This is a genomic window from Bacteroidales bacterium MB20-C3-3 (assembly GCA_035609245.1).
Classification (GTDB): Bacteria; Bacteroidota; Bacteroidia; order Bacteroidales; family UBA932; genus Bact-08.
Genome location: CP141202.1, coordinates 1,292,910 through 1,318,277, shown reverse-complemented (window position 1 = coordinate 1,318,277; position 25,368 = coordinate 1,292,910). Strand labels below are relative to the sequence as shown.

Sequence of the window (25,368 nt, the reverse complement as noted above, 5' to 3'; positions counted from 1 at the left end):
TTGCAGATTTTATTTGCAAATATAGGGTTTATCTTCTTCTGCTCCTGCGTTCAGGTTTTTGAACAGCCTCAGAAATTGCTAGTTCGTGCTCCAGAATATTAAGTTTTTTACCAATCAGCTTCTGAATGCTTTTAAGAAGAGTCCTCTCTTTTGTATCACAAAATGAGAGTGCAATTCCGGTCATGCCTGCACGGCCTGTTCTTCCAATTCTGTGAACATAACTCTCCGGATCCTCGGGAAGGTCATAGTTAATTACATGGGATAGATTATCAATATCAATTCCACGGGATGCTATGTCTGTTGCAATAAGTACCCTGATTTTTTTTGCTTTGAATTTTTTTAGGGCAATTTGTCTGGCAGTTTGAGATTTATTGCCGTGAATTGCGTCGCTTCTGATACCTTCTCTTAAAAGGTTTTTGGCAATTTTGTCTGCTCCGTGTTTAGTTCTGGAGAAAATAAGCACTGACTCTTTACTCTGATCCTTAAGAAGATCAACCAGGAGAGGCATTTTATGTTCTCTGTCTGCGTAATAGAGATATTGTTCAATTGTATCTACTGTGGATGCAGCAGGTGTAACTTCAATTCTTACCGGATCTCTGAGAATACTCTCTGCCAGATGAGCAATTTCATCAGGCATAGTTGCTGAAAAGAGGAGAGTCTGCCTTTTTTGAGGAATTTTGGATACAATCTTTCTGATATCGTGAATGAATCCCATATCCAGCATTCTGTCAGCCTCGTCAAGTACAAAAAACTCAACCCTGCGAAGGTCAACATATCCCTGATTCATAAGATCCAGAAGCCTTCCCGGAGTTGCAACAAGAATATCTACTCCTCTTCTGAGAGCATCTGTCTGGGTTCTTTGACCAACCCCTCCGTATATTACTGTATGTCTTAAATCTGTGTATCTTCCGTATGCTGCAAAACTTTCGTCAATTTGAACAGCGAGTTCCCTGGTTGGAGTTAATACAAGAGCTTTTACCTCTCTTCTCTGGCCTTTTGTTGTAGCCTTGTAAATATTCTGAAGAATAGGAATGGAGAATGCAGCCGTCTTGCCGGTGCCTGTCTGTGCGCAACCTAGTACATCGTGGTTATTTAGAATTACCGGAATAGCCTGTTGCTGAATGGGTGTGGGGGTAGAATACCCCTCATGATTAAGAGCTCTCAATAGAGGCTCTATAATTTCAAGATTATCGAATGTCATTAGGGGCGCAAAGGTACTATAAAATTGTAAATATGCAACTATTTGACTCTCTCCTTTAAAACAGTCACAAAACAAGATGGTTGCTCCCTTTTTAAAATGATCGGCTCATTCATATCCGGAATTATCTCCCTTGCATCACATGTCAAACCTTTTATCCTTCCAATAGAATATGGTTTGTATTTTTCTGATCCTTTAGAGAAAATTGTATTTATCCAATTGTAGATTTTTGAGGGGTCGTAAACTTTGTAAGGAAAGAAATCTTTCTCAGGAATACCATCACCGTTATGCCACTCTTTAGCATATTCAATATCAACGCCTTTTACCCTTCTTCCGTTGTTAAAAGGACCCCCTACAATATCCCCCGGGATGTTTACTGAAATATACCACTCCGGATTATCAACAGAGATTCCTGCTACCTCAAGAGTGGCTATGGCAAAGGCTGAGCAGCCTGCTCCCTCGTTTTCATACCGGGGCCAGAAGACTCCTCCGTAGAGTTTGTATGGTTGGTACTCCTCTTTGGATTTTCCTGAATATAAATTTAAAAACTCAATGACTCGTGAGGTTGATTTTTCGTTTAGTACATATCTCAAAAATGAGATCTTTCTGCTCTCTCTCTGTTGATACAATAAAAGGAATTCATCTATCTCCCCTGAGGTTTCAAGTCTTCCCTGCATAGGAGCACCCAGGATACCCATCCCAACACCATCTTTAATAAACAGATTAATTTTTTCCCGGTTTGATGTTGACCTCATAGCCATTTTAACTGATGAGTCTGCCAGAGGGGAGTTAAGAACAATAATCATATGCCCTATTGAATACGATTTTTTTGAGAATCGGGAGTATATAAAACTATCTATTGAGGTCTCCATCAAAGAGGAGGGGGAGCTCCAGTCAAGCGGAATATAAGATGGAACAGTGTAGAGTATAAGTTCATTTGCTTTTAATGTATCCTGAACTTTATTAATACTTGTTCCTGAAACACTTATAAAACAAATGACTGACAAAAGCACCCATGTACTTCTCAGAGATATTATTTTCATAAAGCCCGGATTTTAGTGTGCAAAGATGGAGGGGTAGGCTCTCTCTTTAAAAATGGGTTCGGAGGGAGTTTTAATGTTGGTAGCGTCAAAGGATAACCCTTCAATCACCCTGCCATTTTTGGAGGTTTTTGTGCTTTTGGTAAATCCTTCCGGCAAATGGTCTGCTGAAAGCTGATTCAAGATCCAGTTGTATATATAACTGGGGTCGTATATGAAATGTGTATAATAGTCCTCGTTTTCAATGCCTGATCCCTTATACCAGTATTTTCTTTGTAGTATATCTCTTGGCCTGATTTTATTGCCATTATTATATTTGCCTCCCACGAGATCATATGGAACCTGTACCTTAACATACCAGTCAGGGTAATCTATCCTGGCACCGGTTAATTCCAATGCTGCCATTCCAAAGGCACTGCATCCTGCCCCCTCTCCTTTGAATCTTGGCCAGAATGCCCCGCCGTATCTGTCGGACTGGCTAAAACCAGCTGAATCTCTTGATGTGAAAGCTTTAACAAAATTAATAACTCTCTCTGCAGCAGCAGGTAAAATTTTATATGAGATAAAAGAGATTTTCTTTTTTTTTGCGAATCGGTTAATTTTTGTCTCCAGCTCCTCCATGCTCTCCATCCTGCCCTTAACAGGAGCCCCCAGCATAGCAAGACCGATTTTCTCCTTAAGAACCATAGCCCTCTGTTCAGATGGCTCTTTGCTTGCAATAGATGTTCTGATTAATGGGATCCCCTCCGGATTGTTGAGTTCTATGAACAGATGGCCTATCGAATATAGTTTTCTGCTAAAGGAGGCCTCCATAAAACTATTTACTGTAGATCGCAGAATTGAAGATGGAGATGTCCAGTCCAGGGGTCTGTGTGAGGGTATGACAAAAATGGAGAGCTCAAAGATAGTGTCTGTATGTGGCTGTACACTCTCCCCCTTGCGAAGCTCACCCCTAACCTGTGGAAGTGTAAGGAGCAGCAGGGAAAAAGTAAGAATAATAACTCTGTAAGCAACCTTTGTCATCTACATTCTAAAGAGCCTTGGGAGGAATTTTGGTACTGATTTTATGTAATTATGGTAATCTGGATATTTCCCCTTACTTATACCTTCAGTAATCCATGCGCTCCCCTGGAAAAGCAGGACAAGAAGAATAGCACCTACTATGCTCCAGTTAATTATTAAACCGGATGCCGAAATGCTAAACATATAAAAACAAACCCATACAGATTGTTCTCCCAGCCAGTTAGGGTGCCTTGAAATTGAAAAAAGGCCATCTTGCATAAATCCCGATTTGTGAGATTTTTCAAATTTACCATCTTTTTCTGCGATGCCTTTTTTCTGTTTTTGGAAATTGAACAGCTGGTTGTCTGCGATAGTCTCCAGTGTGAGGAATCCAATAACCAGAAGGGCAGCCAATATATCAATCCAGCCAAGAGGTTTGTCCGGATATGACGCAGCGACAAGCAACGGAGTTGAGAATAGCATTATCAGGAGCTGCTGGTAAAAGGATATAAATAGAAGATTAAAAAGGCTGAATCTTACTCTCCCTTTTAGTAGCGGTTTTTCTCTCAGCACTCCCCATCTGTAGTCTTCGTCTCCCTGCCATGGGATAATGCTGTAGCCTCCCTTTCTGGCAAAGTTCCAGGTTAACCTGGCTCCCCAGGCTATTGCAAGAATTGTCATAATAAGGACTCTTCCGGAATCCGGGAAAAATGCAAGAGTAATTATCCCGTAGATTGGGGGCATTAAACTCCATAATTTGTCTACCTGGCTGTAATTTTGAGATAATTCAGAGACTACAAAGCAAAGAGCAGCAACTGAGAGCATCACTACTATCCATAAAGAAGCCAGGGAGGCAACACTATTGTTACCCCAAAAGAAATCAACTAGAAAATTTTCCATGTATTATCAGATCAGTCTGTATATTTTTTCACTTGCCAATTCCTGACACTGAACTTTTTCGTAACTATTTACAAATTTATATTCATTTTTGAAATTGAGGAAGGCCTCCTGCTCATCACTCCCCTCTGCCCAACCAAGTATCTGGCAATTTTCAGTGTCATTTCCGTCAGGATCCATAGTAGATCCATCACAAGTAAAGAAGATGTACTTTTTCATAAATATGCTCAAGTTTAATGATGTTATGAAGCAATATATGAAAAATAAATGGTTTTACCAAATCAGAACCTATAGCCGATGCGGATTTCAGGCCCCCAGAGGAACTTATTAATATATCTTGAGCTAATGTTTAATTCGTTAAAAACCACATGGCTCTGATTGTTAGTGCCTATCATTGCATAAAGAGCACTTCTTTTAAAGTAACTGAAATCAGCACCTATATAGGGTGCAAACATAACTCCAAATCCATCCCCGGGTTTGTGTTCAGAACTAAATGTGTATCCTATGTTCATCAGGAAAAAGGGAGATACTTTAGATTCAAGAAAATAGAGTTTCATCCTCAAATAGAGGGGGAATATTATTTTATCAAATGTGCCATCCGTTACTCCGGCCCCTGCTCCAATTCCCACCAGGGATAGGTTAGATAGTCTGAAATCAAGGTTAAGAGCTGCAAGTGCAACATCGTGCCTTTGTGCACCTACTCCTTTAATTAAACCAACTTCTGCAGAAAATTCCAGGTTTTTTTTCTCCTGAGCGGAGAGTTCGGAAAATAATAAAATGGTTATGATTACTATCAGGAATCTTTTCATTTTGATTTATTTTTAAAGAGGATGGGTGAAACAAAATCTGGCACCGTTGGTATAGTCAGGATCTATCCATATTTTCCCGCCTAATCTGGTTACAATCTGCTTAGATATGGCAAGGCCAAGTCCGGCTCCCTGTGTATATTCATCAAGCTTTTCAAACCTTGCAAATAGTCTGGAGTGTTTTTCCGCAGGAATACCTCTCCCGGTATCTGTGACAGTAAAGAGAACATCTCCCTTCTCAGGCCTGAGTTCGTATCCTAAAGTAATTGAGCCCTTCTCGGTGAACTTGTTTGAGTTTGTAATAAGGTTTATAAGTACCTGTGATATCCTGTGAAGATCTGTTTTTAGTATAACCTCTCCCTGATGAGGTTTGCAGATATACTCAACACCCTCTCTCTTAAGGTGTGTGGTTGTCTGAAATATCCTGTTGCAGAGTTCTTTAAGATTCACTTCTCTTATATCCAGTTCAAATTTGCCGGTATCCATCTTGGAGATGTCAAGGATGTCTGAAATCAGGGTGAGAAGCATCTCTGAATTTTGAGCAATAACGCTGCTGTAACTTATCCTGTCCTCTTTTGCACAACTCTCCTCGCTCATAAGTTGAGAGAAGCCTACAATCGCATTTAGCGGAGTTCTGATCTCGTGACTCATATTTGCGAGGAATGCAGATTTTAATTTATCGCCCTCTTCTGCTCTCTCTTTAGCTTCAAGAATCTCCTTCTCGTTTTTCTCTAAAGTTCTCCTTAGATTTCTGTTTTTTGTATAAATGATTGCCAGAAATATTACAAGTGAAATTAAAATAATTACTGCAATTACTGCAAGATATAAGAATTGTTTGTACTGTTTTAACTGAGGATCTTCGCTGTCTGTTATTACGCTGTTTGCCGGGAGCTGATAATTCTGTACCCCCATCTGGGTAAGTTTTCTCTGATCAAAGCTGTAAGTGCTCTCATTATGAATAAACCTGATCTCATCTTTATTGCCAATATAGAACTGATCAATTTGTCTTGCAATCTCTTTTGGATCTGTATTATACTCAGGTATGTATCCACCAAGTGCAAGGCTGCCTAAACCCAGCCCTGTCAGAGAAAAGACTGGTAGCTCAACTCTTCCGCTAATGATATTCTGAAGTGAATTTCCAAGAAAATATTGCCCCTTTTTGTTAACTCTCCATGTGCCAAGCAGTATAACGCTGTTTTCAGGTAGTGCATCAATTTGACGAGTCACCTCCTCTTCAGTAAATAACCTCCCGTCCAGATAGTGAAAATCAATTTCCGGATATAGTCTGGATTCAGTTTTTACAAGTGATTTAATGGATGCCCCTCCATATGTATTGTCAGTAAGGAGGGCAATGGTACTGACATTAGGAAAGAAGGTCTTTATCAACCCTATGTTTTTGCTGAAATCGTATACATTAAGATAACCACCGGAGTAGCCTATATACTCTTTTTGGTCCGTTACAGAAATTGAAACAGGGTCCCAGTATGTAGTAACAGAGTCTTTTGGAATTTCAATCCCGTTAAGGCTGGCGAATGCAGCAAAAGTGGGAATATCCTTCATAAGTGCTGCAAATTGGGAGTCTTTGATTGACAGGGTTAGATATGAAGCCCAGGCCTCCTGTCCCAAAAAAACCACTGATCTTAAATCTCCCTTTTCATATCCGGAGAGGACCTCTTTAAGCTGATCACACCATAAATGAGACTCTGTCTGAAAATTCTTAAATCCCATATCCTGCAGCATAACCTTATTTGATGGATTCTTTGCAAGAAGAGTGTTCTGGAATGCATTTACAAAATCGCTCATCCTTTTTGTATCAGGATTATATGAAGCAATTACAAGGTTTATTCCTGTGCCTGCTCTCTCTTGATCCTGTGGGGTGCTGTAAACTTGCTCTGATTTGGAAAAGAAAGTAATTATAAAGAGTAGGTAGAGAAGGTGATTTTTCATTTTCTTATTGTTATAGAAAGGAGTGAAATTGCGCCAAAAAGTAGCATCGTTATGGCCTGGGAGCCGTGTGATATTGTTGCGAATATTACTCCTGTAGTTTGAGAAATCCCATATACTGTATATAGTGCGAGTGATATTATCAAGTGATATGCCCCTATTCCTCCCTGAACGGGAATAACCCATCCAAAACTGCCAACCATCATCAAAAAAAGAGCATCTTTAGGACCCAGCTCCATTCCGCTGCCTGAGAATGATAGTATTGTTGTGTAACTCATTAACCAATAGCATACCCACAGCATAATGGTATAAACTATAAAAGACCACTTCTGCTTCATTTTAAAACCGGAGGAGAGACCCTGAAGAATCCCCTTAACTATGCTTATAATTTTTGCAAATACCGGATGACTCTTTCTGTATCTCCAGACTATATACAAAAACAGGACAACTGCTAAAAGAAAAACCAACCCAATCAATAATAATTCAGAGGAAAATTTATCCTCAAGTGATGAGATAATCTGTTTGTCAATGAAACCACCAAAACTATCCCAGAAGAAAATCATGACTCCTGCTGATACTAAAATAAGGGAGAGCATATCAATGCTTCTCTCTAGTACAACTGTTCCGGCAACAGTTTCAAATGGCACTCCTGTTCTTCTTGTAATCACTCCGCATCTCGCCAGTTCGCCTGCTCTTGGGAGTGCAAAATTTGTTATGTAACCTACATTAATCCCATGCCAGGAGTCCATTCGGGTTACTCTGTTACCAAGTGGGAGCATAATCAATCTCCATCTGAGAGCCCTTATCAAAAAAGCCAGAACGCTAATTACCATTGAGAGACCAATCCACCTGAAGTCTGCAGATCTGAACCCCTCTGCAAAGGAACTCCACTCAACCTCCCGGAATGAAAACCACAGCAGGGTTCCAGCCAAAAAAAGAAGTATGACATACTTTAAAACGGAAAAAATTTTCCCTGAATAATCTGGTCGGGAGTCAGATAAGGTCATTAAGTATTATTTTTTGCAAACCTACAAAAAAATATGAACTTTGCGGGGATGAAATCAATATTAGGAATAGGCAATGCTCTAACTGACATCCTTGCTGTATTGGAGGATGACTCTTTACTTGATCACTACCATCTGCCAAAGGGCAGTATGCAACATGTAGATCGTGAAACAGGTGATAAAATCTGGCAAAGACTAAGAACAATGGGGGTTCAGCTGGTAGCCGGAGGCTCTTCAGCTAATACTATTGCAGGTACTGCTGTTCTTGGAATGCCATCTTCGTTTATTGGAAAGGTAGGAGCAGACGAACTGGGATCATTGTTTAAGTCAGATCAGGCAAGGAACGGTATCAGCTCTACTCTGCTTAAGGGAAAGGCAGCCTCCGGGCGTGCAATGGTTTTTATTACTGCTCCTAATGCTGAGAGGACTTTTGCCGTATATCTTGGCGCTGCCATTGAGCTTGTTCCGGAGGACCTCACCGCTGAAATGTTTAAAGGGTATGATTATTTTCATATTGAAGGGTATCTTGTGCAGAATCAAGAGCTTGTGAGAAGAGCCGTTGAACTTGCAAAGGAGGAGGGTATGATAATATCACTGGATATGGCAAGCTACAATGTAGTAGAGAGCAATGATGCATTTCTTCACGACATTATTGAACACTATGTAGATATTGTTTTTGCAAATGAGACAGAGGCAGAGGTATTTGCTAAAAAGCCCCCAAGGGAGGCTCTTGATGAAATTGCAAAAATTTGTAAAATTGCAATTGTTAAGATAGGCAAAGATGGCTCAATGGTTAAAAGCGGAGATGATTATCACTATATTGAGGCTTGGCCGGCAGATACAATAGATGCAACAGGAGCTGGAGATATCTATGCGGCAGGTTTTTTGTTTGCCCATTCACACGGACTCTCCTTAAAAGAGTGTGGAGATGTTGGCTCTATTGTTGCGGCAAAAGTTGTAGAGGTAATTGGGCCAAAGATTGATATTCCACGCTGGAAACATGCAAAACAGCAGATCAGGGAGCATACCGGCTTGCTTCAGTAAAAGCAGATTTAGAAGAGTCCGTTGAGTCTTGCGTCAATCTTATCGATTACATTACTCAAATCTTCAAGCTTATCTTCAAATTTATTCTCATCAACATCAATGATCAGAATTTTTCCGTCTTTGTATTCAGAGATCCATTTTTCATACCTTTCGTTTAGTCCGGAGAGGTAATCAATTCTGATTCCGCTCTCATAATCCCTTCCTCTTTTGTGAATCTGAGAAACAAGATTAGGGATAGAAGATCTTAGATAGATAAGTAATTCAGGTGGCTTTACAAGAGAGAGCATCAAATCAAAGAGCGAGTTGTAATTTTCAAAATCTCTGCTTGACATAAGTCCCATAGCGTGAAGATTAGGAGCAAATATGCGTGCATCTTCGTAAATTGTTCTGTCCTGAACTACATTAATACCACTCCTCTCAATCTCAACCAAACCCTTAAATCTCTCCTTCAGAAAATAGATTTGCAAATTGAATGACCACCTTTGCATATCGTGATAGAAATCAGAAAGATAGGGGTTGTTATCAACCTCTTCATATTTTGGTTCCCACCCGTAATGCTTTGATAGTAGTCTGGTTAAAGTTGTTTTTCCGCTTCCGATGTTTCCTGCTATAGCTATGTGCATGATGCTCTCTTTAAGTGTAGGTTGGTACTGAATGCTTCTGCAAAATTAAGAAAAGATTTTAGTAATTTTGTGGAATGTTAGACACATTACAACATAGAGGCAGGAGGAAGCAACTGATAGAACATCTTTCCTCAAAGTATCAGTTCAGAAGGGAGATTTTGGAAGCAATGGGACGCGTGCCAAGACATATGTTCCTTGAATACGGGCTTGATAATCTGGCATATCAGGATAAGCCGCTCCCTATTGGAGCCGGTCAGACAATTTCGCAGCCATTCACTGTTGCCATGCAGACAGAGCTTCTTCAACTCTCAAAATGGGACAAGGTTCTGGAGATAGGAACAGGGTGCGCATATCAGACAGCCGTGCTCTCTGAGTTGGGATACAGAGTCTTTAGTATTGAGAGGCAGAGGTCACTCTATCAGCTTGCTCAAAAAAATCTTATAAGACTTGATTATCACACTCCAAACCTTTTTTTTGGAGATGGATTTGCAGGATTACCCAAATTTGCACCATTTAAGGGAATACTTGTTACTTGCGGAGCCCCTGAAATTCCCAAAACTCTGCTGGAGCAACTTGAAATTGGGGGTAAAATGGTTATACCTGTTGGGAATGGGACCCAGGTGATGAGTGTAATTGAGAGAAAGAGTGAAACAGAGTACTCTTTAAGTGAACATGGTGAGTTTAAATTTGTTCCTATGTTGGAGGGTACCGAGCAATAGTATAAAACTGAAAATTATGATACAGATTAAATCTTTTTACTTTAATGACCTGAGAGAGTGTAGCTATCTGCTATGGGATGAATCAGGAGAGTGTGTAATAGTAGATCCGGGTTGCTATACAGAAAATGAGCAAGAGAGACTTGTGAAATTTATTGAGCAAAATAATCTTCATCCTGTAAAGCTTGTCAATACCCACGGCCATTTTGACCATATAATGGGTAATGCCTTTGTCGTCTCTAAATGGGGAGTGCCTGCATATATTCATATTGATGACAAACATCACATAGAAAGGGCTAAACAGTACACAGAGATGTTCGGTTATAAAATTGAACAGCCCCCTGTAAATACCATCGATTTAAAAGATGGTGATCAAATAGAATTTGGAAGCAGTAAAATCAGAGTAATTCACACTCCCGGCCACTCCCAGGGTGGTATTTGTCTGGTATCTGATGATGACAAATTTGTGATAACAGGAGACTCTCTTTTTGCTGGCAGTATTGGCAGAACAGATCTGCCCGGGGGTGATTATGAGCAGCTTATGGATAGCCTTCTGAATAAGGTAATCACCTTAGGAGGTGATTATAAAGTCTATCCCGGACATGGTCCTGCTACTACTATAAGTGAGGAGATTGCAAGCAATCCGTTTCTTAGATATGAATAGAATTAAAGAATTTATTATGAGATTAAAATTAACACTACTCATTCCTTTACTGGCTTTTTGCACCGGCGCAGGTAATAGTTCTGCAACGGCCGCGGATGGAGATGCTCTTCAGGTTGAGCAGGTTGTTAAGATACCTGCAATTCCCAAAAAACTATCTTTTGCAGGGGAGGATGTACCTCTTAACTACTTTGATGTTAAAGAGTCATTACAGAGAGAGTTGATGGTAATCTCTTACTGGCACGCAAGTATTACTTATATTATCCAGTTGAACAACAGATACAGGGATGAAATAGTAAAGATTCTTAAAGAGGAGGGTCTTCACGAGGATTTCTACTATCTGTGCATTGCAGAGAGCGGCCTCCAGCCGGTTGTTTCACCTGCCAACGCAGGGGGATATTGGCAATTTCTTGCAGGGACAGCAAAGGAGTACGGACTTATTGTTGATGCCGAGGTGGACGAGAGGTATAATATTGAGAAATCTACCAGGGCCGCTGCGGCCTATTTTAAAAAGGCTTTTGCCGAATTTGGTTCCTGGACAATGGCTGCCGCCTCTTTTAACATTGGAATGAGTAATGTGAGATACAGGATGAAAATCCAGTCCCAGAACAACTATTATGACACTCAGTTTCCTGAGGAGACAGGAAGATATGTATACAGAGCACTTGCGTTCAAAATTTTACTGGAAGATCCACGAGCTTTTGGTTTTTACATTGGTAAGGATGACCTTTTTAAACCACTTGAATATAGTGAAATAACAGTAAAAGGCAGAGTTGATAACTGGAGTGATTTTGCATCAAAGCACAATACAAATTTTAAATTGCTCAAGATGTACAACCAGTGGATCCGAGCAAACAAGTTAGAAAACAAACCAGGCAGAACCTATGTAGTCAAGGTCCCTGCAGAGGGTTACCGTGAGCAGTAATCACATCCTTAAAATGAGCGATATTGAGGTAAGAGGAGCAAGGGTTCACAATCTGAGAGGTGTAGATGTTACAATTCCCAGACACAAGCTTGTTGTAATAACAGGTCTTAGTGGCAGTGGAAAATCTTCTCTTGCTTTTGATACAATTTATGCCGAGGGGCAGAGACGGTATATGGAGACTCTGTCGGCATACGCCAGACAATTTATTGGATCTCTGGAGAGGCCGGATGTAGATTCAATTGATGGCCTCAGCCCAATCATTGCCATAGAGCAGAAGACTACCGGGAGAAATCCCAGATCTACAGTCGGAACAATTACTGAGATATATGATTTTTTAAGGCTTTTATACGCAAGAGCCTCAAATGCCTACTCTCCTGCAACCGGACTTGAGATGATAAGGTACACAGATGAGCAGATTGTTAACCTGATAATGGGGGACTATTCCGGGAAAAAGGCAATTTTATTGTCACCTCTGGTTAAGGGGAGGAAGGGTCACTACAGGGAACTTTTTGACCTCTACATAAAGAGAGGTTTTGTGCAGATGAGGGTGGACGGAGAGATAAAAGAGCTTGTTACATTGCAGCCTCTTGACAGGTATAAGGCTCATTACATAGAGCTGGTAGTTGATAAGATTATTCCCGCTCCCGGATCAGAAAAGAGAGTCAGAGAATCTGTGATTTCTGCCCTTCATCACGGCAAGGGAGCTCTCTCAGTTCTGGATACTGAAAGCGGAGCTGTAAGGCATTTAAGTAAACACCTGATGTGCCCTGAGAGTGGAATCTCATATCCGGAGCCGGCTCCGCACACATTCTCATTCAACTCACCTCAGGGGGCCTGTCCGCATTGCAAGGGGTTGGGAATGATTTCCAAAGCGGATATATCAAAGATTATTCCCGATGATTCCAGGTCAATAGCAGCGGGAGCCATAACGCCCATTGGCTCTTTTAAGAACAATATGGTTTTTGCCCAGATTGAGGCTGTTTCAAAGAAGTATGGATTTTCTCTTCACGAACCTGTTAAGGATATACAGGAGGATGCTCTGAACATAATTATATATGGCTCAGATGAATTATTCCGTGTAGGATCAACACCTGCGCTTTCTCAGATGATGAGTTTTCCGGGGATAATCTCAATGATTGAAAAGGAGGAGCGGGATAGTGAAGAGCTTATTGTGAAAAAAGAGCGCTTTACAGAGGAGATTCTATGCCCGCTCTGCAATGGCACAAGGCTTAAAGAGGAGTCACTGCACTTTAAAATTGACGGACTAAATATCAGTGAAGTCTCGGAGATGGATCTTCAGCAACTTCACAACTGGCTGTGCACCATAGAGGAGAGACTATCGGCCAGACAAAAAGCTATTGCAAGGGACATTCTTAAGGAACTCAGGGAGCGCACTCAATTCCTTCTGGACGTAGGTCTCAGTTACCTTTCGCTCTCAAGATCTACCAGAAGCCTTAGCGGAGGGGAGAGTCAGCGAATCAGACTGGCCACACAGATAGGCTCTAAACTTGTAAATGTTCTCTATATACTGGATGAACCAAGTATAGGGCTTCATCAGAGAGATAATATTAAGCTGATAAATTCACTGAGAAGACTCAGGGATGAGGGGAACTCCATAATTGTCGTTGAGCACGATGAGGAGATGATGAATAGTTCAGACTGGCTTATTGATCTGGGGCCCGGTGCCGGAGATAAGGGTGGTCGTCTGCTCTTTTCAGGAACGCCGGATGAGATAACAAAAATGGATGTCAGTGATGCTATTGCAACAAATAGTTTAAGTATTGAATATCTGAAAAAGATCAGAACTATCCCTGTTCCAAGGAGCAGGAGAGAGGGTAATGGCCTTTTCCTGGAGATCAGGGGAGCAAGGGGAAACAACCTTAAAAATGTAGATATAAAAATTCCACTGGGATGCTTTATTGGGGTAAGTGGTGTCAGCGGCAGCGGGAAATCTTCATTGATAAATGAGACACTAATGCCTGTAATAAGCAACCACTATTTCCACTCTTTATACACACCACTGCCATATGATTCGGTAGAGGGAATTAACAATATAGACAAGATTGTTGAGATAGATCAGGCTCCCATTGGGAGATCTCCAAGGAGTAATCCTGCTACCTATACCAATCTCTTTTCCGACATCAGGAAGTTGCTCACTGAAACTCCTGATGCTAAAATCAGAGGCTTTAAGCCGGGCAGATTCTCATTTAATGTTAAAGGTGGAAGATGTGAGGATTGTAAGGGTGCCGGTCTCCAGACAATAGAGATGAATTTTCTGCCCGCAGTCTATGTTCATTGCAAAAGCTGTAATGGCAAAAGGTACACTCAGGACACACTTGCCGTAAAATACAAGGGGAAATCAATAAGTGATATCCTTGATATGACTATAAGTCAGGCTGTGGAGTTCTTTGAAAATATTCCATCTATAGTGCAAAAACTTAGAGCTTTGGATGAGGTGGGTCTTGGCTATGTTACCCTGGGTCAATCTGCAACAACCCTGTCTGGAGGGGAGAGCCAGAGAGTTAAGCTAGCTGCAGAACTTGCAAAAAAGGATACAGGAAATACCCTTTATATTCTGGATGAGCCTACAACCGGCTTACATTTTGAGGATATAAGGGTCCTGCTTGGAGTTCTCCAGAGACTTACTGATAAGGGGAATACAGTAATTATTATTGAACATAACCTGGATGTGCTCCGGTCAGTTGATTATATATTTGATATGGGGCCCGAGGGTGGCTCGGGAGGCGGCAGAATAGTTGCACAAGGAACTCCTGAGGAGATTAAGAAAATTGAAGAATCAGTAACAGGCCGATATCTTTAGGTCAAAAAAATAACGAAATGGCAAACATTAAAGTTTATTGCGAGAATATTAATTCAATAATTGATTGTGAACCGGGAACCACTCTTAGCGAATTGCTGGAGAGAACAGGATATATACCTGATCAACCTGTTCTGGCTGCTATTGTTGATAATCAGCTTAAAGAGCTAAGTTTCCAGATATATGTTGAGAACAATATAAGGTTTATTGATTACTCACACACAGATGGGCAGAGAACCTACAGTCGCTCCCTTAATTTTATTGTTCAAAAGGCTGTTGCAGATCTCTACCCACAATACTCACTTGTTATTGATTATAACCTGCAAAACGGGATGTATGCAGAGATAAGAGATTTGCAGAGAGATGAAGATGGTACTCCTAAAGAGATACCACTAAGTGATGAGGAGGTTAAAGCTCTTAAATACAGAGTTCAACAGATAATTAATGCTGATTTGCCATTTACCAGACACAAGATTAAGACAGAAGAGGCAATAAAGATGTTCAGGCAGAACAGGCGTCCGGAGAAGGCTCTGCTTCACGAGCTGAGGGGCAAATTCTTCACTACTGTATATTTCCTTGACGGATATCCTGATCATTATTACGGACCACTTGTCCCATCCACCGGAGTAATCCAGGCCTGGGATCTGGACTTCTTCAGCAGAGGTTTCCTCATTAGAACTCCAAACCCGTCAAATCCTGATAAAATAGTCAAAACTCCTTACCAGTATAAACTTTTTGATGTTTTTAAAGAGTACTCAAACTGGTGCAGTATTTTAGGTGTAAGCGGAGTTGGCGCCCTCAACAGTGCGATAAAAATGGGAAAGGCAAGGGAGCTGATTCAGATTTCAGAGGGTCTTCACGAGAGAAAATATGCTGCTATAGCTGATGAAATATATAAGAGGAGGGATAAGGTTAAGCTGGTGCTTATTGCCGGACCCTCAAGCAGCGGAAAAACCACCACTTCAAAAAGAGTTGCTCTGCAGGCGAAGGTGCTCGGGTTAAATCCTGTAGTAATTGAGATGGATAACTACTTTGTAGACAGAGAGAGAACACCAAGGGATAAAGATGGCAATTTTGATTTTGAATCTCTGGGAGCAATGGATACAGAGTTTCTTAATCAGCAACTCAACGAACTTTTTGAGGGCAAGACCATTGAACTTCCAAAATTTGATTTTGCTCAGGGCAAAAGAGTTTTTCCCGGAGATAAACTAACCCTGGGAGAGAAGGATATTCTGATAATGGAGGGAATTCACGGACTTAATCCTGCCCTTACAAATCATATTCCTGCAGACAGAGTATATAAAATTTATGCCAGCGCCCTGACCTCTCTTTCATTAGACGAGAATAACAATATATCTACATCTGACAGCCGTCTTATTAGAAGAATGGTAAGAGACAGTCAGTACAGAGGAGCAAGTCCTGAAGCTACTATACTCAGATGGCCAAGTGTAAGAAGAGGTGAAATAAGCAATATATTTCCATTCCAGGAGAACGCAGATATAATGTTTAACTCTGCGCTTATTTATGAATTACCTCTTTTAAAATATTTTGCAGAACCATTGCTGAGAAGAATTCCGGCTAATTCACCTGCCTCAACAGAGAGCATGAGATTACTTAAGTTTCTCTCATATATTGTAGAGCTTCAGCCATCAGAGATGACCAATATTCCGCCTACATCTGTAATGAGAGAGTTTATTGGCGGGAGCAGTTTTATTTACTGATCCAAAGCTCCGGATTCTGTTTGTTTGTGCCGTGCCAAAGCTGAAAATGAATTACTGATCCATTCTCATCTGAAGCAGCAAGGGCTCCCATTGCTTGTCCCGTTTTAAGCTTCTCGCCGGCCTTAACTGTAACCTTATCAAGTTTACAGTAGAAAGTGTAAAAACTACCATGCTGAACAAGTACACACTGGTTATATCCGGGCATAACCAGGACCTGTTTTACCACACCATCAAAAACACAAAACACCTCAGCCCCTTTGTCGGTTGCAATGTTTACTCCGTTGTTGAAGGGGAGTTTAACATTTTTAAAAACCGGGTGGTTGTGTTGACCAAACTCCTCTACAACAGCACCTCTCTTAACCGGCCAGGGTAGTTTCCCTTTGTTGAGTTCAAAATTATCAGATAGCTTCCTCTCTGCAACACTCTCCTTAAAATCAGGACTTTCCTTTGCCTTCATTGCCTCGGCAAGAATCCTCTCTATTTCACGGTTAAGCCGCTCTACCTCTCTCCTTTTTGAATCAAGCTGAGCCCTGAATTGCTTCTCCTGTCTTGAGAGTTGTGATATTGTCTGACGGGCCCCCTTTTCATCAGTCTGAAGCTTTTTATATTCACTGCTTCTCTGCTCCTGACTTTTTATTGACTTCTCCTTCATTTTTTCCAAAGCATCTACCTTGTTGCTTATCTCTTCAGATGTAGCCTTGATTCTGGAAGCTCTCTCCTGCATTGAATTATTAAAATCCTTAAAAAACACCCATCTTTTATAGCCCTGATCAATAGTATTGCTTGCAAGCACATACATCATCCATGATGCCTGATCTCTGTGTTTGTAGGCCTCATAGATAAGCTTTGAGTACTCCTTTTTAAGCTGCGCAAGATCTCTGTTCAATCTGTTGATCTCCCCCTCACTTTGCGTCATCTCTTTATTGATTGTCAGGATCTCATTCTCAATCTGACTAAGAAGTCTCTTCCTGTTTGAAATTTTTCTTCGGATGAAATTAAGCTCTTTGGTATTATCAGCCTGCTTTTTCTTTGTGGTAGATAACTGACTGTCAAGAAAAGCAATCTCCTCTTCAATTTGCCTCTTTTTAAGCTCCTGCTCCTCAATGCTCTGGCCTGTCGCAATAACAGAAAAAGATATTAGAACAACCATAAAAACTACTTTAAAGAGAGGTCTCATCTTTTACCGGATTTAATTTTCTCAACTTTTGCTGCAATATCGAGCGATGGATCGAGTTTATGGGCCTGCCCCCAGTATATATAAGCAAGATCTTTTTCTCCGAGAGCAAAGAGGACCTCGGCGTAGTGATCAAGTATATCTGCATTTTCGTTTCCTCCGTATACCATGGCTTGTTTAAGGATGGTCTTAGCTTCGCTGTTTCTTCCCAGTTTATGAAGGATCCAGGCATATGTATCCAGGTAGGTCGAATTCTCCGGCTCCAGCTCAACTGTCCTTTTACTCATTTCCAGAGCTCTCTTTAGCTGTTTATTCTCCTCACTCAGGTAATATGCATAATTATTAAGTGCAGGAGCATGATTTGGCTCCAGGCGGATTGTCTTTTTGTAGTATTTGTATGACTCCTTTTTATTTCCGGCCATATAATAAGTATCTCCCAGGATTGAGAGAATCCTAACTGTAGATGCGCTATCTCCCTTTGCTAAAGGAAGTATTTTGAGAAATGTTTCAATGGCATCGCTTGTCTTGTTCATCTGAAGCTCTCCAATACCTTTGAGCTGCATAAATTCAATATCTGCCGGATGGGAGAGAAGAGCAGAATCACTCATACTTATAAGCTCATCCCATTTTTCAAGATAATAGAGCAGAGAGAGGTATTGATGAAGAGGGTTTCTCTCTTCCGGATACCGTTTAATGTTGTCTTTAAGAATATCAAGGCCTTTCTCAGGCCTGGCTGACTGTACCAGAAAAACAGCATGATTGTAAGCAACCAGGCTATCTTCAGGATGTGCAGTATATAAATTTTGCATTAAGGTGTCAATCTGTGGATAAAAAGTCTGTACAAATTTCTGATTTGCAAGGATCTCTTTCATATATTCAACCTTCATTCCCGGATTAACATCAGAATTTGCCATAAACGGGAACATATGCTGGAAGTAAAGATCGTATTGTCCTCTTATCCTGTAGCTCTCTGCCAGACCGAATATTGCCGGAATATAACCGGGTTCAAGAGCAAGAGCTGCCGAGTAGTATTGCATGGCCAGGGTATCCTTCTTCACAGAGGCGTAGTAATCTCCCAATAGTGAAGATATTCTGGGTGAGGGGGAGCTCTTCTCTACCTCCTCAATCATTTGGATTGCCGATTCCATTTTCCCCTGGTTAACCATTATATTATATCTGGTAAGGGCAGTAGCTTCGTTTACTCCACCTCTTTTCTCAATATCCTCCAGTGTAAGAAGTGCTTTGTCATACTCCCTGCCTCTGACATATATGTCTATAAGCTCAATATAGAGACTTGTTCCGGCCGGATTTCTCCTTTTAACAGATTCATACACCTCTGTGGATTTTGCGAGATCTCCCATTGCAGAGTATAGTCTTGCAAGCTGAATAGAGTACCAGTAGTTAGAACTATCAGCAGCAACAGCCTTCTCGGTAAATTTTAGAGCCTTTGAAAGATCCCCTTTTTTGAGATGAATATTTGCAAGATTATAATATGCAGCATCCATCTGAGGAAATTTTGAGGTAAGTTCGGTAAAGATCTTTTCTGCCCCTGAGAGTTGTCCCAGATTAACCATTCTTAACCCCTCCATAAATAAAAAATCTCTCTCTCTGTTATCTTTTTTTGCATCAAGGGAGTTGTGCGAAAAAATCGCAACGGCCATCAACAGTATTGTTAATGTGTGTTTTAATGCATTGTTTTTCAAGGTGCTTCTCATTTGTGATAGTGTGATTTACAAAAATAATCAAATTATCCCTTTACAAATATCAATCCAATGTCCAATTATCATTGCCAATGCAACAAAAGATGGTTAATTTGCATCTATTAATAACAGAAATGGGAATCCAAAGAAGAGAATATTCCACACAGCAGGAGTTGATAGAGGGCTGCATAAAGCGGGAACCAACTGCTCAGCGGAAACTCTACGAGATATATGCTCCAAGAATGCTCACCCTCGCCTCGCGTTATGCAGGAGACAGAGAGAGGGCTAAGGATATTCTGCACGATGGATTCATTACGCTCTTTAACAAAATTGACAGCTACAGCGGAACCGGCTCTTTCGAGGGTTGGATAAGAAGGATTTTCGTGAATACGGCACTTATGTCTCTGAGAAAAGTAGATATACTTAGAAACACAGAGGAGATTGATAATGCCATAGGTGAAATAAGCGATTTTCCCGGTGCAGTGGAGACAATGAGTTCAAAAGAGCTTATGGAGTTGATAGCGTCAATGCCGGATGGATTCAGAATTGTGTTCAATATGTATGCAATTGAAGGCTATAACCACCAGGAGATTGCTAAAGAGTTAAACATAAGTGAAGGCAGTTCCCGCTCACAGCTAAGCAGAGCGAGGGTTTGGCTTCAGGAAAGGATAAAGAGACAGAATGAAGGAGAGTGATTTTTATAGACGAATAAAGGATAAGATGGAGAGTTACGAAGAGATTCCTGACCCTTCGTCTTGGGATTCTATTCAAAACGAACTATCTTCCGCAAGAAGAAGGGTCGTTTTTTTCAGAACAACCAGAGCTGTTGCAGCGCTGGCCGCAGCAGTTGCCCTGTTTTTAATTATTGGAAAGGATTCAATCTGGAGATCGCTTGATCCTCCGCTGAAGGCTGATATAATTATTCAGGAATCTGAATCTCAAAGCGAGAAAGAGCCTCCTGCCGCAATCGCTGCTGATAAAGTGGTAACAACTGCTAGTCCCAAGAACAGAAGAGCAGAGACTCCGGCTAATAATAGCGATAAGATTGAAATCCCCGCAGAGGAGCAAGAGCCTCAGAGTCTGCCGGAGGAGAATAAGCCCTCACAACAACCTCAGAATACTAAAAAGGAGCCATCTGTTCAGCTTTGGCCATCCGATGAAGAGGTAGTTGTCAAAAAGAGAAGATTTAACATTGGGAAGCCAACCATTGCTTTCTCAACAACAGTCTCGCCTGCTTCCGGAAGTACAGAGAGGGCGCTCCAGACCTTTGATTATATAACCTTCAACGAACTCTCATCCTCTCTTGCCAGAGAGAGAAATGACCTGGAGACGCTTTACGATACAAGATATCTTCCGCCGGTATCAATAGGGCTTCAGGTTTCTCTTCCTCTTACTAAATCTCTTTTTGCAGTTACAGGAATTAACTATACCATGCTATATTCAATAACTGAGGAGAGGACATTCAATGAGGCTCTTAAAAAAGAGGAGTCTCTGCACTACATTGGAATACCACTTTATCTCTATTCAAAAATAATAACATCAAAGAATTTCTCTATCTACGGGGGAGGCGGAGTCACTCTAGAGAAGGGGTTATCAGAGAGAATTAAGGTAAACGGGCCTCTGGCATATGTGGAGACAAACTCTGTAAGAGGTTATCAGTGGTCAGCCGGAGTTGCTGTTGGAGCTGAGTATTTGCTGGGTAAGAATATTGGACTATATGCAGACCCAATGCTTACATATTACTTCTATAATTATCAGCCTAAAAGCATAAGAACAGTGCAACCTCTTCAGTTCAAACTGGAAATTGGTTTGAGATATCGCTTTTAATCCTATTTTTGTACAGCATATCATCAAAATCAGCCAAATTGCCATTAACAGCCATAGTAATCCTTAACTGGAACGGAAAGCACTATCTTGAGCGTTTTCTTCCGGGAGTTGTTAAATATTCAACATCTCCTTCAAGTTTTGTAGTAGTTGCAGATAACGGTTCAACAGACGGATCTGTTGAATGGATCTCTCTTCACTACTCTTCGGTAAGAGTAATAAGATTTGAAAAAAATTATGGTTTTACCGGAGGGTATAATAAAGCTCTTGCACAAATTCAGGCAGACTTTTTTGTGCTGCTGAACTCAGATGTTGAGGTGACACCGGGGTGGCTTGAAAGAATGCATGAGGGGTTTTCCAACCATCCGGGAGCTGGTGTCGCAATGCCTAAGATATTGTCTGCGTTTGAAAAAGATGCTTTTGAGTATGCCGGAGCATCTGGTGGTTTCATAGATTCGCTGGGATATCCTTTTTGCAGGGGGAGGATACTATCTTATATTGAAAAGGACAGAGCTCAGTACAACCGTGACTCAACAATTTTCTGGGCAAGCGGGGCCGCAATGATGATCAAGTCTTCTCTCTACAAAGATTTAGGCGGCCTTGATGAAAACTTTTTCGCACATATGGAGGAGATTGACCTCTGCTGGAGAGCTCAGTTGGCAGGTTTTGAAATCTGGGTATTCCCATCATCAGTAGTTTACCATGTTGGAGGGGGTACACTTCCAAACAACTCCCCCAGAAAGCTGATGTTAAATTACAGGAACAATCTTTATATGCTGTACAAGAATCTCCCCAAGCATAAATTACTTCCTGTTATTGTTGTCAGGATGATTTTTGATGGACTCTCAGCTGTAATATTTCTCATACAGGGTAAAAAGGGCTTTTATAATGCAGTTGTCCAGGCTCACAAAGAGTTCAGGCAAAACAGACATAGGCTGGAAAGGAGCAAATCCTCATCGGTAATCAAACTTTCAGGAGTAATGAGAGGTCTTATTGTACTCTCATTCCTTATCAGAGGCGGGAAACCAAGGTTTGGGGATATTGCACCATACATAAAAGGTAGAAAGATGTTATAGAAGAGCAGGGATGGCCCTCTCTAATCTGGTTCCTCTTGACCCTTTTACAAGAAAAGTTATTCCTGTCATCTCCCTTTTTTCCAAACGCTCTCTCAGAGCCTCAGAGTTTTCAAAAAGTTCAACATATGGATTGCCCTGTGCAATTTTCAAAAGAGCTTTACCAAACTCAGTCCCCACAAGAAAGATAATATCAGGGTTAATGGCAAGTGCTAGTTTTAAAATTTCCTGATGCTCCTGATCTGAGAACTCTCCCAGTTCAAGCATATCCCCAAGGACAAGCCCCTTTTTCTCACAATCCATATCCTTGAAATTTTCTAAAGCAGCCCTCATACTGGTAGGATTAGCATTGTAAGCATCTATTATCAGGGTGTTACGCTCTCCTTTGGTGAGCTGAGATCTGTTATTTGATGGGTAATACTCTTCAATGGCTTTTACAGCTTCCTCTTTATCAACCTCAAAGAGAGCCCCTGCAGCCAGTGCGGCAAGCACATTATCTGAGTTGTATGAGCCAATCATATTTGTTTTGATTACCCTTCCCCCCTCAATTTTCATACTCAAAAACGGATTCTCCGGGGATGATGGAAGGATTAACGTCCCGGCCAGTTCTGCTCCATATGGGATAATCTTTAAACCTTTTCGCTCGTTTATCATATCAACCAAAATGGGATTTCCTGAATTATAAAGAGCAGTCCCTGAGGATGCTTTTAAATAATCGTACAGTTCTCCTTTGGTGCGTCTTACACCATCAAATGATCCAAAGCCCAGCAGGTGTGCCTTTCCTACATTTGTTATCAGTCCGGCATCGGGGGTTGCAATTTTACAAAGAAGCTCTATCTCTCCGGGAGCGCTTGCGCCCATCTCAATAACGGCTATCTCGGTCTCTCTGTCCATCTTAAGCAGGGTCAACGGAACTCCAATGTGGTTATTTAGGTTGCCTGCCGTTGAGAGGACCTTATACCTCTTTGATAAGACTGATGAGATAAGCTCTTTTGTAGTTGTCTTACCATTAGTACCGGTAAGTGCAAAAAGAGGAACACCAATATATCTTCTGTGGTATGCAGCCAGGTCCTGTAATGCCTTTAGACTATCCTTAACATAGATGATTCTGGCCCCTTCAACTCCCCTCCGGTCGCATACACTCCACGATGCACCCAGCTCAACTGCCTTCTGTGCATAATCATTACCATCAAAGTTATCCCCCTTCAGGGCGAAAAAGATAGCCCCCTTCTTAATCTCCCGTGTATCTGTTGTTACTCCTGATGACTCAAGAAACAACGAGTGTAAATCTTTAATATTCATTGCTCTACTTTTTACCTGTTGACCCAAATCCCCCTTCGCCACGCTCTGTCTCCCCCAATGCCTCTACCTCTTTTAGGATAACTCTCTCATATTTTGCAATAACCATCTGAGCAATCCTCTCTCCCGGATTTAATATGAACTCTTGATCAGAGAGATTAACAAGTATTATTTTAATCTCTCCCCTGTAATCGGCATCAATTGTTCCCGGACTATTTACAATACCTATCCCGTGCTTTGCTGCCAGACCACTCCTCGGCCTTATCTGAGCCTCGTGCCCCTCTGGCAACTCAATATAGAGACCGGTTGGAACAAGAACTCTTTGCAAAGGATGAATTGGAATGCTATCACTGATGTCTGCCCTTAGGTCCATTCCTGCCGAGTGTATTGTGGCATACTGAGGGAGCTCGTTTTTTGAGCGGTTTACAATTTTAACCTCCATATATTTATCTTTTCAACTTTAAAATATATTAATATGAATATAGTAATCAGTATGGTGTGGATAAAGTATCTCAACAGGGGATGGACCTCTGCAAAGGGGATTGAGATAAGATAGAGTGCGACTCCTGCAGAGACGAAGAGAAAAATTCGTCTCCAGTTATATGGTACAGGATAGTGTTTTCTACCCATAAAAACGCTTAGTATAAACATGACTGCATAGCTTGCCAGATGAGCCCAGGCTGCTGCGTGATATGAGTAGAGGGGCATAAAAATCATATTAATGGCAAGGGTTACAGGAAGGGCAGCTGCTGTTATATAAATTGCATATTTAGTTTTTCCCGATAGTTTGTACCACATGGATACATTAAAGTTCATTCCCAGAATAACATAAGACATTAGCATAACCGGGACTATATCCATCCCTGCCCTGAAATCTTTCCCTATAATAAGCGCAATTACATCTATAAATAGTGTAAGACCCAGGAAAACCAGCATTGTAAATGCTGTGAAATGCTCCATCACCATTGCATACTCCTCTTTTGACTTCTCTCCTCCTGCTCTTTTAAAGAAGTATGGTTCTGCTGCATACCTGAACATCTGAATAAATAGCGACATCAATACAGCTATTTTAACTCCGGCCTGAAAAATTCCAAGCTCAGAATTCCACTCCAGCCCCTCAGGGGTAAAGAATCTGAAGAGAGGTCTGTCAATTGTATCGTTAATAATCCCCGGGAGACCTGCGATCATAAGAGGAAGGGAGTAGAGCATCATCTCTCTCCAGAGTCTTTTGTCAAAAGAGAATCTGAGAGCCACTATATCTGGAATGAAAATCAGCAATGAAACAATACCACTCAGGAAAATTGCAAAAATAATGTATGTGAAATCCGGAGTAAGAGAAATAAACTCTGCAAGAATTGAATCCGGATGCGTTTTAAAAAAGGCGGGAACACCAAAGAAGAGGATGAAGTTAAATGCAGTTTCGGAGAGAATTTTAATGGTTTTAAACATTGCAAATTTGTATGCTTTGTTCTGAAACCTTAATCTGGCGAATAGTATTGCAGTAAAGGAGTCAATAGCCAGAATACTCCCTATGAAAATTATAATCTGTCCGTAACCCTTATAACCCATCCATACTGAGATCTCGCCTGAGAACAGAGCTAGGGCAAGAAAGAAGATAGCAGAGAGTGCACCAATGGTTATAAGTGCATTAGAGAAGACTTTATTTGGCTCACTATTCTTACTGGCAAAGTTAAAGCAGCCAGTCTCAAGGCCCAGTGTAAGTATAACCTGCAATATGGCAATATAGGCAAGAAATTCAGTTGCAATACCATAGCTTCCTGTAGAAAGCATTGTGGTATAAATTGGGACAAACAGAAAGTTTATGAATCTTGCAAGCACAGTGCTAAGCCCGTATATTGCCGATTCACCAGCCAGTTTGCGTAATATGGAACCTCTCAT

At 41.1% G+C, this 25,368-nt stretch carries 23 protein-coding genes; 9 read left to right on the top strand and 14 right to left on the bottom strand.

Going from position 1 to position 25,368, the window contains the following annotated elements:
* Positions 1 to 28: 28 nt before the first annotated feature.
* The 8 genes from U5907_05930 to U5907_05895 all read right to left on the bottom strand — a co-directional run bounded on the left by U5907_05930 (position 29) and on the right by U5907_05895 (position 7,894).
* Positions 29 to 1,201, bottom strand: coding sequence for a DEAD/DEAH box helicase (locus tag U5907_05930; GenBank protein ID WRQ32122.1), 1,173 nt, complete (start codon positions 1,199 to 1,201; stop codon positions 29 to 31).
* A 38-nt stretch (positions 1,202 to 1,239) separates the two neighbouring features.
* Positions 1,240 to 2,241: a hypothetical protein gene (locus U5907_05925; protein ID WRQ32121.1), complete on the bottom strand. Its 1,002-nt coding sequence runs from the start codon at positions 2,239 to 2,241 to the stop codon at positions 1,240 to 1,242.
* A gap of 12 nt (positions 2,242 to 2,253) precedes the next feature.
* Positions 2,254 to 3,261: a hypothetical protein gene (locus U5907_05920; protein ID WRQ32120.1), complete on the bottom strand. Its 1,008-nt coding sequence runs from the start codon at positions 3,259 to 3,261 to the stop codon at positions 2,254 to 2,256.
* Positions 3,262 to 4,140, bottom strand: coding sequence for a DUF1295 domain-containing protein (locus U5907_05915; protein ID WRQ32119.1), 879 nt, complete (start codon positions 4,138 to 4,140; stop codon positions 3,262 to 3,264).
* A 6-nt stretch (positions 4,141 to 4,146) separates the two neighbouring features.
* Positions 4,147 to 4,356: a hypothetical protein gene (locus U5907_05910; GenBank protein WRQ32118.1), complete on the bottom strand. Its 210-nt coding sequence runs from the start codon at positions 4,354 to 4,356 to the stop codon at positions 4,147 to 4,149.
* A 62-nt stretch (positions 4,357 to 4,418) separates the two neighbouring features.
* The gene (locus U5907_05905; protein WRQ32117.1) at positions 4,419 to 4,946 is read right to left on the bottom strand and encodes a hypothetical protein; all 528 of its coding nucleotides are present in this window, start codon (positions 4,944 to 4,946) and stop codon (positions 4,419 to 4,421) included.
* A 12-nt stretch (positions 4,947 to 4,958) separates the two neighbouring features.
* Complete coding sequence (locus tag U5907_05900; GenBank protein WRQ32116.1) at positions 4,959 to 6,890, bottom strand: HAMP domain-containing sensor histidine kinase; 1,932 nt, start codon at positions 6,888 to 6,890, stop codon at positions 4,959 to 4,961.
* The gene (locus tag U5907_05895) at positions 6,887 to 7,894 is read right to left on the bottom strand and encodes a lysylphosphatidylglycerol synthase transmembrane domain-containing protein (protein ID WRQ32115.1); all 1,008 of its coding nucleotides are present in this window, start codon (positions 7,892 to 7,894) and stop codon (positions 6,887 to 6,889) included. Before U5907_05895 ends, U5907_05900 begins: the two co-directional genes overlap by 4 nt.
* Positions 7,895 to 7,942: 48 nt before the next feature.
* On the opposite strand from U5907_05895, the gene U5907_05890 reads away from it, so the two are divergent.
* Positions 7,943 to 8,935 (top strand): adenosine kinase, encoded by a 993-nt coding sequence (locus U5907_05890; protein ID WRQ32114.1) that lies wholly within the window; start codon positions 7,943 to 7,945, stop codon positions 8,933 to 8,935.
* Positions 8,936 to 8,943: 8 nt separating this feature from the next.
* On the opposite strand, the gene U5907_05885 is transcribed toward U5907_05890, so the two are convergent.
* Entirely contained in the window at positions 8,944 to 9,558 is a 615-nt protein-coding gene (locus U5907_05885; GenBank protein WRQ32113.1) for a deoxynucleoside kinase, read from the bottom strand.
* A gap of 74 nt (positions 9,559 to 9,632) precedes the next feature.
* Between U5907_05885 and U5907_05880 the strand changes: the two genes are divergently transcribed.
* Genes U5907_05880 through U5907_05860 form a run of 5 tightly spaced genes read left to right on the top strand, consistent with a single transcriptional unit; the run spans position 9,633 to position 16,399 of the window.
* On the top strand, positions 9,633 to 10,277 hold the full coding sequence (locus U5907_05880) for a protein-L-isoaspartate(D-aspartate) O-methyltransferase (protein ID WRQ32112.1): 645 nt from the start codon (positions 9,633 to 9,635) through the stop codon (positions 10,275 to 10,277).
* 16 nt (positions 10,278 to 10,293) lie between these two features.
* Entirely contained in the window at positions 10,294 to 10,938 is a 645-nt protein-coding gene (locus tag U5907_05875) for an MBL fold metallo-hydrolase (GenBank protein WRQ32111.1), read from the top strand.
* A gap of 16 nt (positions 10,939 to 10,954) precedes the next feature.
* Positions 10,955 to 11,860 (top strand): lytic transglycosylase domain-containing protein, encoded by a 906-nt coding sequence (locus U5907_05870; GenBank protein ID WRQ32110.1) that lies wholly within the window; start codon positions 10,955 to 10,957, stop codon positions 11,858 to 11,860.
* A gap of 13 nt (positions 11,861 to 11,873) precedes the next feature.
* Positions 11,874 to 14,681, top strand: coding sequence for an excinuclease ABC subunit UvrA (gene uvrA / locus U5907_05865; GenBank protein ID WRQ32109.1), 2,808 nt, complete (start codon positions 11,874 to 11,876; stop codon positions 14,679 to 14,681).
* Positions 14,682 to 14,698: 17 nt separating this feature from the next.
* Complete coding sequence (locus U5907_05860) at positions 14,699 to 16,399, top strand: nucleoside kinase (protein ID WRQ32108.1); 1,701 nt, start codon at positions 14,699 to 14,701, stop codon at positions 16,397 to 16,399.
* Here the strand turns inward: U5907_05860 and U5907_05855 are convergent.
* A complete protein-coding gene (locus U5907_05855; GenBank protein WRQ32107.1) occupies positions 16,389 to 17,576 on the bottom strand; it encodes a peptidoglycan DD-metalloendopeptidase family protein in 1,188 nt (395 codons plus the stop codon). The genes U5907_05860 and U5907_05855 overlap by 11 nt on opposite strands.
* Positions 17,573 to 19,288, bottom strand: coding sequence for a tetratricopeptide repeat protein (locus U5907_05850; GenBank protein ID WRQ32106.1), 1,716 nt, complete (start codon positions 19,286 to 19,288; stop codon positions 17,573 to 17,575). The genes U5907_05855 and U5907_05850 overlap by 4 nt, the downstream gene beginning before the upstream one ends.
* A 119-nt stretch (positions 19,289 to 19,407) precedes the next feature.
* On the opposite strand from U5907_05850, the gene U5907_05845 reads away from it, so the two are divergent.
* From U5907_05845 to U5907_05835, 3 genes are read left to right on the top strand one after another with little or no spacing between them, the layout of a single operon-like run.
* Positions 19,408 to 19,968, top strand: coding sequence for a sigma-70 family RNA polymerase sigma factor (locus tag U5907_05845; GenBank protein WRQ32105.1), 561 nt, complete (start codon positions 19,408 to 19,410; stop codon positions 19,966 to 19,968).
* The gene (locus U5907_05840; protein WRQ32104.1) at positions 19,955 to 21,100 is read left to right on the top strand and encodes an outer membrane beta-barrel protein; all 1,146 of its coding nucleotides are present in this window, start codon (positions 19,955 to 19,957) and stop codon (positions 21,098 to 21,100) included. Before U5907_05845 ends, U5907_05840 begins: the two co-directional genes overlap by 14 nt.
* A gap of 38 nt (positions 21,101 to 21,138) precedes the next feature.
* On the top strand, positions 21,139 to 22,173 hold the full coding sequence (locus U5907_05835) for a glycosyltransferase family 2 protein (GenBank protein WRQ32103.1): 1,035 nt from the start codon (positions 21,139 to 21,141) through the stop codon (positions 22,171 to 22,173).
* On the opposite strand, the gene murF is transcribed toward U5907_05835, so the two are convergent.
* The 3 genes from murF to U5907_05820 are packed head-to-tail and all read right to left on the bottom strand — an operon-like array spanning position 22,168 to position 25,368.
* Complete coding sequence (gene murF / locus U5907_05830) at positions 22,168 to 23,472, bottom strand: UDP-N-acetylmuramoyl-tripeptide--D-alanyl-D-alanine ligase (protein ID WRQ32102.1); 1,305 nt, start codon at positions 23,470 to 23,472, stop codon at positions 22,168 to 22,170. The genes U5907_05835 and murF overlap by 6 nt on opposite strands.
* Positions 23,473 to 23,476: 4 nt before the next feature.
* Entirely contained in the window at positions 23,477 to 23,911 is a 435-nt protein-coding gene (gene dut / locus U5907_05825) for a dUTP diphosphatase (GenBank protein WRQ32101.1), read from the bottom strand.
* Positions 23,893 to 25,368 carry an oligosaccharide flippase family protein gene (locus tag U5907_05820; GenBank protein WRQ32100.1) on the bottom strand — a complete coding sequence of 492 codons (1,476 nt, stop codon included), beginning with the start codon at positions 25,366 to 25,368 and terminating at the stop codon, positions 23,893 to 23,895. The genes dut and U5907_05820 overlap by 19 nt, the downstream gene beginning before the upstream one ends.